Below are 13,989 nucleotides of genomic sequence, written 5' to 3'. Positions count from 1 at the left end.
CGGACTTAAGCCATCAAATGACCTGCCGCTTAGCGGAAAGTAATCATCCCTGGTCGCAGTGCTGATCAGCGAGCTTTCTGTGGCCGTGCCTTGACAGCCGATGGGCGGTGCTGCAACCTACAGCGGCATATCGATGAGTAACAGCACACGGGGGTGTGAAGCTGTGACCGTTGACCTGGCGGCATTGTGCCGTGCCGAGTCGTTATTGATTGTGTTGGGCGATCCGCTCCGGCGTGAATTCGGTCCGCCCGGATTGCCTCTTCCTATCTCCTGAAATTCTCGTCGACCGATGGGTCGATGCGCGCCGCCGTGCCCGTAGAGAGGTACGGCGATCACCCGTCCGACTGTGTGGGGCCTTCGCCGGTCTCGCGGTCCGTGCGTGCCTGTCTCTGCCGCTCCGCCCGTCCTCGATCCAGGGGTGACCAACCATGTCCTTCAGCACTCGGCATCTGCCCGACCCGCGCGGTCGGCTGACCGATCTGCGTGGTCGGCTCCTCCGGCACCGCTCGGTGTTCGGCTCCGGCACCACTCGATCCCTCCTGGCCGCGGCCCTCGCCGGTGTGCTGATCCTCAACCTGGGTGGCAGCGGGGTGACCGCGTTGCCGGCGGGCGGTAGCCGGGACCGTGACGGTGTCGCCTCCACCGGTCGGGGTGGCGGCGCGAAGCCAAGCCAGGCCTGGGGTTCGGCGGCGGGCAAGGCGCACGTGACGTCCGGACGACCCAACCGCGACCTTCCGAAGTCGCTGCGCGGGCAGTACCCGCCGCACAAACTCGCCGACAAGCCGGCCCCCGGGCGTAACAAGGCGTCGGTGGCCACCGCACCCGTCGACGACACCCGCGGCTTCGACAAGCGAACCAGCCGGGAACGACCGGCCGAGCGCGCTGTCGACCAACGCGTCTTCGACAACGCCGACGGCACCCAGACGACCGAGTTCTCCTCCGCCCCGATCAACTACCGCAAGCCCGACGGCAGCTGGGCGGCCATCGACCACACTCTGGTGCCCGCCGCCGACGGGTGGCAGACCACTGCCGACTCGGTCGGACTGCACCTCGCCGGGAACGGCGCGGCGAGTCAACTGGCCCGGCTGAGCTTCGACGGTGACACCGAGTTCGGCTTCGGCCTGGCCGAGGCGACCAACGCACCGGGACGGATGAACGGCACCGCCGTCACCTACCCCGGCGTACGCCCCGAGGTCGACCTGCGCCTGGAGCCGCGAGCCGGTGGCGTGAAGGAAACCCTGGTCCTGCACTCGGCCAAGGCGCCCACCTCGTACGTGTTCCCGCTGAACCTGCGCAACCTCACCGCGAAACTGGTCGACGGCCAGATCGTCCTGACCGACCGGGCCGGGCACCAGCGCGGGGTCATCCCGCCGGGTTACATGGTGGACGCCGGCTCGGGCACGGCTGGTCCCGCCACCTCGACCAAGGTCGCCTACGAGCTGATCACCACGGGTGGGCACACCGCGCTGAAGGTAACCCCCGACCGGGCCTGGCTGGCTGACCCCGCCCGGCGGTACCCGGTCGAGGTCGACCCGACTGTCGGCCCGCCGGTGGACGCGCTCAACTCCGACAGCAGCATGTCCGTGCACGGGGGTAGCTCCACCTCCGGCACCAACGAGTTGCTCGTCGGGCGCTTCCCCTCCACGGCGTGCCCCGGGGGCAACTGCGGCGGCGATTTCAACGCCGCGGCCTACCTCAAGTTCGGCAACCTCGTGAGCCGGCTGCAGAACCACACCATCCACGGCGCCGCGCTCTCCGCTGTCAACTTCGACGCGGCCTCCTGCAAGGCACGCGCGGTCACCGTCCACCCGGTCACCGGGTCGTGGTCGGCCGGCACCGGCTACTCGTACCCGGGTCCGTCGGTGGGTGGCGCGCTGGTCAGCCGCTCGTTCGCCCACGGGTACGTCGCTCTCGGCCAGTCCAGGTCCGCCTGTCCGGCGGCCGGGGAGATGTTCGACCTCGGCGCCGGTGGCCGTAACCTGGTGCAGCGGTGGGCCAACGGCCAGCAGGCCAACAACGGTCTCTCGCTGCGGGCGTCCACCACCGACACGTCGGCGTGGAAGAAGTTCGCCGGCACCGGCACTGCCAACCCGCCGGCGCTCTACGTCACGCACAGCCCGTACAACGCCGGGTACGCGATCCCGAAGCCCACCCCGGAGCCGCCCGTCCTGCGAAACCAGGACGGCAAGGTGAAGGTGACAGTCACCAACCTCGGCGCCGAGGCGTGGACGCCGGCCAACTACTACCTCGCCTACCGGGTCTACAACGCGCAGACCGGCGCCGCGGTGACTCAGCAGCGGGCCGCCAACCTGCCCACCACCCTGGCTCGTGGCGCGAAGGTCACCCTCGACGCGACAGTCAAGCGGTTGGAGCCCGGCTCCTACTTCCTCGACTTCACCATGGTGCGTACCGGCGGAGCGGTCTTCACCGACCACCAGGTGCCACCCGGTCGGATCGTGCTCCAGGTGTTCGACGTGCCGCCGGTGGTGCAGGAGCTGTACCCGGAGAACGGGTACCAGGCGCCCACGCTCACCCCGTTGCTCTGGGCCCGGGCCGTGGACACCGACGCCGCACCCGGCGCCACCCTGTCGTTCAAGTTCGAGATCTGCGACCGCACCGACGCCGGCGCGGCCACCAACTGCACCAACTCCGGCTACCAGGCGAAGCAGTCCTGGGTGGTGCCTGCCGGCCGGATGGTCTGGGGCAAGAGCTACCTGTGGCGGTCGTACGTCAAGGACAGCGCCAGCGAGGTCACCTCCCCGTACTCGACGATGTTCAGCTCGGTGCCGCAACCGGACCTGCTGTCCCGGATCGCCACCTCACCCAACGCCGAGCAGGGTCGCGAGTTCGACGCGCAGACCGGAAACTTCGTCACCTCGGCGGTGGACGCCACCGTGGTGACGGTCGGGCCGGAGCTGAACCTGGTCCGCACCTACAACAGCCTCGACCCCCGCACGACAGGTGTCTTCGGCGCAGGGTGGTCCAGCCGGTACGACATGACGCTGGTCCCCGACAACGACGGCACCGGCAACGTGGTGGTCCGCTACCCGGACGGCCAGGAGGTGCGGTTCGGCAAGAACCCCGACGGCACGTACGCCCCGCCGCCGGGCCGGGTCGCGAAGCTCACCGTCGACAGCAGCAACTGGAAGCTGGTCGACCGCTCCGGCAGCATCTACCAGTTCTCCCTGCTCAACAAGCTCCAGAAGATCACCGACATCTCCGGACGTTCGGTGAATCTGATCCCCGACCCGATGACCGGCAAGCTCGCCAAGGCGCAGGTCGCCAACAGCCAGAGCAACACCGCCGGCCGGTCGCTGCGCTTCACCTGGAACGGCAACCGCATCGCCACGGTCAGCACCGACGCGGTCAACGGCGCGGCGCTGACCTGGAACTACACCTACACGGGTGACCTGCTGACCAAGGTCTGCGGCCCGGAATCCGCCTGCACCAACTACACCTACGCGCCCGGGTCGCACTACCGCACCGCCGTTCTCGACGCCAAACCCGACTCGTACTACCACCTCGGTGAGGCCGAGGGCACCGGCGCGGCCAGCGACGTGGCGATCAACCTGGGCAAGGACGCCGGCACGTACCGCAACAACGTCACGCTGGGCCAGCCCGGCGTGCTGGAGGGCACCACCGGCACCGCCGCCGGCTTCAACGGCACCTCCGCATACCTGGAGCTGCCCAAGGGCCTGATCAAGAAGAGCCGCGACGTCTCCGTCGAGCTGTGGTTCAAGATCGGCCTGACCCAGACCGGCGGGCCGCTCATCGGCTACCAGGACAAGGCCGTCGGCACCGCCGCCACCAGCGGCGTCCCGCTGCTCTACACCGGCAGCGACGGTCTCCTGCGCGGCCAGTTCGCCAACGGCACGATCGCGCCGTTCACCTCGACCAAGGTCGTCAACGACAACCAGTGGCACCACGTGGTGCTCTCCGCGATGGCCAACACCCAGACCATGTACCTCGACGGGGTCAAGGTTCCCACCCCGGCCGCGCAGACCGGGCAGCCGATCGAGCACTCGCTGTTGACCTTCAACCAGGTCGGCCTCGCCTCGGCGACGACGCCCGGTTCGTGGCCCGGCTGGGGCGGCACCGCCCAGCGTTACTTCGCCGGCACCATCGACGAGGTCGCCGTCTACTCCCACCCGATCGGACCGGACACCGCCAAGGCGCACTTCCAGTACGCCAAGCCGGCCGCCCAGCAGCTGACCCGGGTCACCCTGCCCAGTGGCCGGGTCGCCACCGAGGTCGAGTACGACACGGCCACCGACCGGGTCAAGGAGTACACCGACGACAACGGCGGTACCTGGAAGGTGGGCCAGCCCACTGTCTACGGCGGCGACACCGACCTGCGGCGCAGCGTCCAGGTCCTCGATCCGGCCAACCGCCCCTACCTGTACGAGTACGACGCGCTCGCCGGTCGTCTGCTGCGCTCCGGCACCCCGCTGGGACTGGAGACGCGGGAGGAGGACCGGCCCGGGCAGACCAGCCCGACGCCGAGCCCGCCGCCCACCGAGGTCTGCACCCAGCCCGACCCGAACGACCCCGCCTTCTGCACGGTGATCCCCGGCGACGCCGGTGGGCCGATCTTCGTGCGGCACCCGTTGGACGGCATGGCCATCCGCTCGTTCTCCTACAACGAGGACGGCCAGCAGAGCATGGTCACCAACGAGAACGGCGACACGGTCGAGATGACCTACGACAGCAGGGGCCGTCTCGCCACCCGCAAGAGCTGCCGTACGCCCACGCAGTGCTTCACGAACTACTACACCTACTCGACCACCATCACCGACCAGTTCGACCCTCGGATCGACCTGGTGGTGGCTCAGCGCGACGGCCGCTCCACCGGGCCGACCGACACCAACTTCCTGACCTCCTTCACGTACCACCCCAGCGGACAGCTGCTCACCCAGACCAACCCGGACGGCAGCCTGGTCACCCACGCCTACACCAGCGGCGGCGAGGTCGGCGTCAACGGCATCATCCCGCCCGGGATGCTGGCCAGGAGCATCACCAACGCCCAGACCAAGCCCACCGCCTACGCGTACTACGCCAACGGTGACCTGCACAAGGTGACCGAGCCCTCCGGGCTGGTGACCGAGTACACCTACGACGCGCTCGGCCGACGGATCACCGAGAAGGTCATCTCCGACACCTATCCCGCGGGCGTCACCACCACCTTCACCTACGACGGACACTCACGGGTCGCCACCGTCACCGGGCCGGTCACCACCGACACGGTCACCGGCAAACAGCACCAGAGCCGAACCGTCAACGAGTACGACGCCGACGGCAACCCCACCAAGGTCACCGTCTCCGACCTGCTCGGAGGTGACCCCGAGCGGGTCACCAGCACCGAGTACGACGACGAGGGCCGGCCGGTCCGGGTCGTCGACCCGGAGGGCAACGAGACCAGCTTCGGCTACGACCGGTTCGGCAACAAGACGACAATGACCGACGCCAACGGCAACCGCTACGACTGGGCGTACACCGCCCAGAACAAGGTGGCCGAGGTCCGGCTGCGGGACTGGCGCAGCGACCCGGCCGGTACCCCCGGCACCGGCACCGGCGACTACCTCGTCCTGCACTCCTACTCGTACGACTTCGCCGGGCGGTTGGCCAGCGACACCGACGCCATGGGCCGGCGACTGGAGTACAAGTACTACCGCGACGACCTGCTGGAGAAGATCACTCTCAAGGACTTCCGTAACCCGGACGGCTCCAAGCGGGACTACGTCGTGGAGGAGAACACCTACGACGGGGCCGGCAACGTGACCCGCAAGGTCGGCGCCAACGGCACCCAGATCACCGACCACACGCCGGACAGGGCCGGCAAGGTGGCGAAGACCGTCCAGGACCCCAGCGGGCTGCGCCGCACCGAATCCTTCACCTACGACTTCAACGGCAACGTCAAGCAGGTCGTCCGCACCGGTAACCCGTCGAACCTGAGCTGGTTGGTGCCGGCCACCTCCGAGGTCGTCGACTACACCTACGACGACTCCGGCAACGTGCTCACCGAGAAGGTCACCGCCGGCAGCGAGACCCGGGTGACCAGCTACACGTACGACAAGCGTGGTCTGCGCATTTCGGTGACCGACCCGCGCGGCAACGTCTCCGGCGCCGACAAGGCAAAGTTCACCAGCACCTTCCGCTACGACGAACTCGGCCGCCCGATCGGGCAGAGCGGCCCGACCGTCCTGGCCGAGAGCGACGGGAACCCGGCCGTCCCCACCAGCCCGACCAGCTCGGTCGGCTACAACACCTTCGGCGAGCAGGTCGCGGTCAAGGACCCGCTGGGACGGGTCTCCACCTCCGAGTACGACAAGCTCGGCCGGGTGGTGCGCAGCCTCGCCCCGACGTACCAGGCTCCCGGGGTCTCCCAGACGGTCACCCCGGAACACAAGCGCCGCTACGACGCCGTGGGCAACGTGCTGGAGGAGACCGACCCGGCAGGCACCACCAGCTACACCTACGACCAGCTCAACCGGCTGACCGTCCGGGACGAGCCGGCGAAGACCAACGACGACCGGGCGCTCACCCGTTACACCTACACCCGCACCGGTGAGGTCCTCTCGGTCACCGGCCCGACCGGCGCGCGGGTCGAGTCGACCTACGACGATCTCGACCGGCAGGTGACCCAGACCGTCGTGGAGCGGCGGCCGACCACCCGCAACCTGGTCAGCAAGCTCGCCTACGACGACGCGGGCAACCTGACCTCGTCGTCGTCCCCGACCGGGGCGACCACTGTCAACACCTTCAACGCAGCCGGTGAGATCACCCGCAGCACCGCCCCGACCGGCGAGGCCACGATCTTCGGGTACGACTTCGCCGGCCGCCAGGTCCGCGTCTCCGACGGCCTCGGTCGCACCACCCGGACCGGGTACGACCAGTTCGGCAACCAGACCAGCACCATGAACCTCAAGGCCGACGGCACGGTCCTGCGCACCCAGAGCTACGGCTACGACGAGGCCGGAAACATGACCTCGTCGAAGGACCCCTACAACACCGTCACCACCTACGAGTACGACGCCGCGGACCAGCTCGTCACGCAGGTCGAGCCGACCGACGCGGACCCGATCACCACCACCTTCGGGTACGACGCCGCCGGCAACCGGACCCGCTACACCGACGGCCGCAACAACTCCACCATCTACACCTACAACACGTTGGGCCTGCCGGAGTCGGCGATCGAGCCGTCCACGGCGAGTCACCCGAACGCCGCGGACCGGACCTGGACCGTCGCGTACGACGCCGACGGCAACGCCGTGCGGCTCAGCGCCCCGGGTGGGGTGAGCCGCACGCGGACCTACGACGCGTCCGGTCGACTGACAGTGGAGACCGGTTCCGGGGGTGACACCCCGACCGCGACCCGGACCCTGGACTACGACCAGGGCGGCCGGTTGACCAGCGTCAACGCCCCCGGTGGCAGCAACACGTACGACTGGAACGACAGGGGTGGGCTGCTGTCCACCGCCGGCACGTCCGGCACGGCGAGCTTCGACTACAACGACGACGGCCAGCTGACCACCCGCACCGATCTGACCGGCACCGCCACCTTCGGCTACCTCAAGGGTCGCCTCGACACCCTCACCGACGGGATCACCGGCCAGCAGCAGAAGCTGGACTACGACGCCGCCGGTGACGTCAAGACCGTCGACTACGGCGCCGGCCGCGTCCGCACCTTCGGGTACGACGACTACGGCCGGATCGAAAGCGACGTGCTGCGCAACGGGGGTGGTCAGACGGTGGCCTCGGTCACCTACGGTTTCGACCTGAACGGCCACCTCACCAGCAAGAACACCACCGGCACCGCCGGCGCCGGCAACAACACCTACGACTACGACAAGGCCGGCCGGCTGATCTCCTGGACCAGTCCGGCCGGGACCGTCACGTACGCCTGGGACGCCAGCGGCAACCGGATTCGGGCCGGGTCCAAGACCGCCACCTTCGACGAACGCAACCGGCTGCTCTCCGACGGCGACTACACCTACGCGTACACCCCGAGGGGCACCCTGCGGACCCGGACCAGTTCCGGTCTGGCCGAGCAGTACTCGTTCGACGCCTTCGACCGCCTCACCGCGGCGCAGGGCCAGACCTACAGCTACGACGGGCTGGACCGGCTGACGTCCCGTACCGGCAACTCCTTCATCTACGCCGGCCTGGGCGACGAGGTGGTTCACGACGGCGTCGAGTACTACGGTCGCGGGCCGAACGACGAGCTGCTCGCCACCGCCCAGGGCGCCGACAAGCGCCTGTCGCTGACCGACGCCCACGGTGACGTGGTGGCGGCGATCAACCCGGCCGACACCCAACTGTCAACGCTGAACGACTCCACCGCGTACGACCCGTTCGGCAAGAAGGTGACCAGTGTCGGCAGCACCGGCCGGTTGGGCTTCCAGGGGGACTGGACCGACCCCGACACCGGGCAGGTCGACATGGGCGCCCGCTGGTACCAGCCCGGCACCGGAACGTTCACCTCGCGGGACAGCGTCAACTACACCACCGGCGACTCGATCCTGGCCAACCGCTACACCTACGGGGCTGGCGCCCCGCTGGACTTCGACGACCCGGACGGGCACTGGCCGCGCTGGGTGAAGCGTGCCGCGAGCGCGGTAGCGAACGTCACCTCCAATGTGGTCAAGACGGCGTACAACGTCGGCGCCTCCATCTACAACGGCGCCAGGAGCCTCGTCTCTTACACCGTCAACCTGGCCGTGTCCGGCCTCAAGGCAGTCGGCCGGGTCATCTCCAGCACCGCGAAGTGGCTCGGCGAAAAGACGATGAACGCCGTCCGCTACGTCGGCAAGCAGATCCAGTCTGGAGCCAAGCAGCTCGCCCGCGCTGCCGACTGGGCAAAACAGCAGAAGCAACTCGTTGCGCAACGCATCTACCAAGCCAAGGTCGCGGTGACAGCCGCCGCGAAGTCGGCCATCAAGAACGCGGTCAAGTTCACCAAGTTGCCGGTGATCCAGGCCCTGACAAAGCCCATCATCGCGCTCGGCAAGGTGGTGTCCACCGGTTTCAAGGTGGCGGCGAGCGTCGTCGCGGTCACCACAATGGCCATCAAGGACCCGCAAAAATACAGCCAGAACCTCTGGCTGGAAGCCGCACAGAGGTTGACGCCGCTCGTCGAGGGCGCCGAGAAGATCTGGGACAAGGCGACCCAGTTCGTCGACGAGCACGCCGCCGAGATCGCCGGCTTCGCCGTCGGTGCCGTCGTCGGTCTGGGCTGCGGCGCGGCGATCGGCTGGACCGGTGTCGGGGCGGTGGCCTGCGGGGCACTCGCCGGGGCGGTCGGCTCGGCGGTCACCGGCTACATGGACGGTAAGCGCGGGTCAGATCTTGCCGGCGCCACCGCCATGGGCGGTCTCACCGGCGCTCTCGGTGGTGCGCTCGGCTCCATCGGTGGCCAGGCGCTGGGCGCGGGTATCCGTGGGCTGAGCGGTGGGCTCCGGTCGGCCGGCAGCAAGGCGCTCAACGCGGGCGTGGGCGAGGCCCGCAGCATTGGTCGAGGTCTGCTCGGTAAGTGCGCCAGCAACAGCTTCACCGGCGAAACGCGGGTGCTGATGGCGGACGGCAACTCCAAGCGCATCGACCAGGTGCGGGTCGGCGAGAAGGTGCTCGCCACCGATCCCACGACCGGACGTACCGAGGAGCGCGCGGTTACGGCACTCATTCTCGGAGCGGGTACCAAGGACCTCGTCGAGGTCACTGTCGACACAGACGGCAAGAAGGGTGACCGGACGGAGAAGCTAACCGCCACGGCCAGCCACCCGTTCTGGGTCGCTGTTCAGAACCGATGGGTCGAGGCGAAGGACCTTGCGAGCGGTTATGTCTTCGAGACAGCTGACCACCGGCCAGCGTCTGTGGTTGCCACTCGCAAGTGGACCGACCAGCGTCAGGTATACAACCTCACGGTCGATGTCATCCACACGTACTATGTGGTAGCTGCGGATGCTTCAATCCTTGTTCACAACTGCGGCGAAGACTTCATTGAGAGCGCAGCGGGTGATCGTCTCTATGGGCCATTCCATCGACTGTGGTCTCCTACGCAGGGGGACGAGGTGGCTGCTCAGATGGTGGATAGTGGTGAACTTTGGGGCAGGGTCGCGCGAATTTCGTTCCAGGATCGGCCGATGGTTCAGGCTTATCGGGGGGCCTTGCCGGACGGTAAGCGGGGGGTCGAGTTCTACACGCCGGTCCAGCCACTGTCTCCGCGTAACTCACCCCCCGGTGAGGCTCGGTGGCCCGTCGGGCTGCCGGGCGTGAGGCACGAAGATGTTTATGCGAAGATAAAGATTATCGTCACACGAAACACCCAAGGATAAGTGATGGAAGAAGATCGGTTCGGTACATCTGTCGAATTGGACGACGGGGTCGTGGTCGTTCGACTTGATCTAGAGACGGCCGAGTGGCTTTGGGACGCACTTTATGCGCTCGGTGAACACGTCGCTGCTGGTGCGAAGTTCGAGACAATGCCAGCTGATATGGCGGAGAGATTAGGCTCCCTGATGGGAAAACTGTCGAATATTGTGCATTCGAGAGGCGGTGATTCGTAACAGCTTGTTTCTGGCGTTCGAAGGCGTTGACTGAATGCTATTATCGACGGACCCGATTTCTTGTTGGAGCCGAGACCAATTCTGTTTAGGTAAACGTGACTTCTTTAGATCCGTTGCCGCTGATCACGGTTGAAGGCGTAGTCGAACACCGGCCGAATTGCGATCTGGGATTAGAGTATGGGTGGGGATGAGAGTTTTGGTCCAGCAAATCCGAGTATGGCTGCTTCCCAAGAAGATAGTTGCGGCGTTACTGAGTGCGACATTGTTCGTCGGACTGATCGCTGGTGCGCCAACGGGCGTCAGCGCCGACGCCGCCGGTAGGGGTGGTGACTTCGTACCGATCGACAGCGTGCCCCTTCTGGACACCCGGGACGGCACCGGCGGCACGACCGGTGTGCGGGGCGCCAAGTCGGTCACCACGTTCAACGCCGTCGGCATCGCCGGTATCCCGACCAGCGGGGTCGGCGCGTTGATGGTCGACGTGACGGCGATCTACCCGACCGCCAACACGTTCCTGACCATCTACCCGGACCTGACGGAACCGAAGGCGTCGGCCATGAACGCCTCGATCGGCGAGGTCATGACCAACTCGGCGGTGGTCAAGCCTGGTACGAACGGCAAGCTCGCGGTGCGCAACGCGGGCGGCAACGTCCACATCAGAGTGGATGTGGTGGGTTACTTCACGACCGCCACCGGCAGCGTCGGATCCGGCTTCGTGCCGGTGGACCACACCCGGGTGGTCGACACCCGAACCGGGCAGGGGATCACCGCCGGCACGATGCCCACCCGTGGGACGCGTACCGCCAACATCTACGGCGGTGGGCTGGTGCCCAGTTCCGCTACGGCGGTCATGCTGGACGTCGTGGTGATCGGTGCGACCGGCAACGGCTGGATGACCGTCGGGTCGAGCACGGCCGCGGAGACCGGCATCGACTACGCCAAGGGCGCCACCTCGATGGGGATGGTCGTCAAACTGAACCCCGGTGCCGGCTCCGTGACGCTGGAGAACCGCGGTTCGGCCGTGCATGTTGCCATCACCGTCCAGGGCTACTGGACCGGCAGCTCCACCACCGGCGCCGGCCTGCGCACGGTTCCGGCGGTCACCCTGTACGACAGCCGTTTCCCCAGCGGCGCCCAGCCGGTGCCCGCCAACGGCACCGTCGATGTCGCGGTCGCCGGCACCAACGGCCTGCCGACCCGTGGCATCGCCGCCGCCGTCCTCAATGTCCATGCGGTCGCCCCGACTGTCGACGGGTTCTTCACCGTCACGCCGCTGGGCAGCACCGCGAACACCGTCTCGACGACGAATTTCCCCGCCGCGCACGTCGCCCGGTCCAGCATCGTGGTGACCAAACTGGGCACCGAGGGGAAGGTACGGATCAAGAACGCCAGCAGTGGGACCGTGCACCTCGTGGTCGACCTGCAGGGCTGGTTCGCCGACCCGCTTCCGTTCCTGCCCACCGAGTCCTTCTCCCGCTCGACGGCTTTGCAGGGGCAGCCGAGCGACGGCAGCGCGCTCGGGGTCATCGTCTACGCGCACACCGACAACACCGGTCAGGTGCGGGTCGTGCACCAGCAGAACCCGGACGACTTCACCAGCGTCCAGCACATCCCCCAGTTCGGTGCGGAGGCGTTCACCGGGCAGCCCGCGTTGAACGTGCAGAGTGGCAACAAGCAGGTGCAGATCAGCGCCCTGCACACCACCGGCACCGTGTGGACCGGTGCCCAGACGGCGGCGAACGCGGCGACCTGGGCGACGACCGGGAACCTCGGCGGCACCATGGTCGGCCGGCCCGCCACTGTCACCCTCGCCGACGGCACCAGCGTGATCTTCGCGGTGGACGTCGACGGTCGCCTGTGGCACTACCGCCAGAGCGGGACGGGTGCGTCGTGGAAGAGCCTCGGCGACGTCGACCTCACCGGCGGCGTGACAGTGGTGAATGTCGACACCGGTGTCCGGCTGGTCTCCACCACCATGACCGGCACCATCAAGACCGCTGTCTACTCCACCGACGGCACCCTCAGCGCTTGGGTGGACCTGGGCGGGAACGTGACCGGGGTGCCGGCCGCCTTCCTCAACCAGGGCTACCGCACCGGCGTGGTGGCCCGTGCGGCCGACGGTTCGCTGATCACGAAGAAGCAGGAACTGGGCGGCGCCTGGCCGAGCACCTGGCAGACGGTGGGCACGTTCACCGCGGCCGGGTCCCCGGCCGCGATCCTCGACCCGGCCTTGGGCCGGATCGCTGTTGTCGCCCGCGGGCCCGACAACGAGATGTACCGGGTGTACGAGACCGAGCAGGGCTCCGGCACCTGGGGTGAGTGGCTGCGCCTGTACGAGAACCCGAGCGACCCGACCGCCGCCACCGCCGCCACCGATCCCAGCATCGCGCCGATCCAGAACTCCGGCGGAACTGGCTTCGTGGTGGTGTACCGCAACCGGAACAACACCACCATCGCGCTGGACCGGCGGTTCGCCGCCCCCGGTGGGATGGCGGCAGCGAAGGTGAGCCCGTCCCAGGTCAGCTTCGGCGCGCACCTCATCCCGACGCCGAAGGACTGATCCTCGGCACCACCAGGACCGGGGGCCTCCGTCAACCTGACGGAGGCCCCCGGGTCGCTGGTCACCGGCGCGTCGGCTGCCTTTCTAGACTGAGGCGATGAGCGTTGGCACCGACGGCCGGGGGATGGCCGAACTGGCCGCCCTGCTGGCCGACGGCACCCGCGCCGGGATGTGCCTGGCACTGCTCGACGGGCGGGCGTGGACCGCCGGTGAGCTGGCCCGGCGCGCCGGCGTCGCCCCGTCGACGGCCAGCGACCACCTCACCCGACTGGTCCGCGGTGGGCTGCTCGTCGAGGAACGACAGGGTCGGCACCGCTACCTGCGACTGGCCGGGCCGGCGGTGGCCCAGCTGATCGAGGACCTGGCCGGCCACGCCCCGGCCACCCCCACACCGACCGGGTCGCTGCGCGCGGCGACCGCCAGCGCCTCCCTGGCGTACGCCCGGACCTGTTACGACCACCTCGCCGGGCGGCTGGGCGTGTTGATGTACGACGCGCTGCTCAGCGCGGGCCGGCTCGACCGGTCCAGCGGGCTGGCGCTGACGCCCGACGGCTGGGCCTGGGTGAGCGGGTTGGGCGTACCCGTGGACGTGCTGCGCGCCGCCCGCCGCCCGGTGGTCCGCGACTGCCTGGACTGGACCGAACGCCGCCCGCACCTGGCCGGCGCGCTCGGCGCGGCGCTCTGCCGCCGCTTCACCGACCTGGGTTGGATCAGCCGGGGCGCAGGCCGCGCCGTCCGCCTCACGCCCACCGGCCGCCCTGGCCTGGCCGCGGCTCTGGCGGTCCCCGACCACACCCTCGACCCGCCGGTAGCCCCGCCGCCCAGGAGCGGCCGCGCCTGACGATTGTGCGCGCCTGACGGGGGCGG

3 protein-coding genes are annotated in these 13,989 nt (G+C 68.4%); all 3 read left to right on the top strand.

Annotated elements, in window-relative coordinates; genetic code table 11:
- The first annotated feature begins 428 nt into the window (after positions 1-428).
- The 3 genes from AB0C03_RS07720 to AB0C03_RS07710 all read left to right on the top strand — a co-directional run bounded on the left by AB0C03_RS07720 (position 429) and on the right by AB0C03_RS07710 (position 13,963).
- Complete coding sequence (locus AB0C03_RS07720; protein WP_357635334.1) at positions 429-10,331, top strand: polymorphic toxin-type HINT domain-containing protein; 9,903 nt, start codon at positions 429-431, stop codon at positions 10,329-10,331.
- 580 nt (positions 10,332-10,911) lie between these two features.
- Positions 10,912-13,122, top strand: coding sequence for a DUF8189 domain-containing protein (locus AB0C03_RS07715; RefSeq protein WP_156058017.1), 2,211 nt, complete (start codon positions 10,912-10,914; stop codon positions 13,120-13,122).
- 97 nt (positions 13,123-13,219) lie between these two features.
- Positions 13,220-13,963: an ArsR/SmtB family transcription factor gene (locus tag AB0C03_RS07710; RefSeq protein ID WP_030337865.1), complete on the top strand. Its 744-nt coding sequence runs from the start codon at positions 13,220-13,222 to the stop codon at positions 13,961-13,963.
- Positions 13,964-13,989: the final 26 nt, after the last annotated feature.

The organism is Micromonospora parva (assembly GCF_040649675.1).
GTDB lineage: Bacteria > Actinomycetota > Actinomycetes > Mycobacteriales > Micromonosporaceae > Micromonospora > Micromonospora parva.
This window is presented reverse-complemented; position numbering and strand designations above follow the sequence as displayed.

Coding starts and splice junctions, on each gene's coding strand:
- AB0C03_RS07720 (WP_357635334.1), top strand. CDS start 429: ATGTCCTTCAGCACTCGGCATCTGCCCGACCCGCGCGGTCGGCTGACC.
- AB0C03_RS07710 (WP_030337865.1), top strand. CDS start 13,220: ATGAGCGTTGGCACCGACGGCCGGGGGATGGCCGAACTGGCCGCCCTG.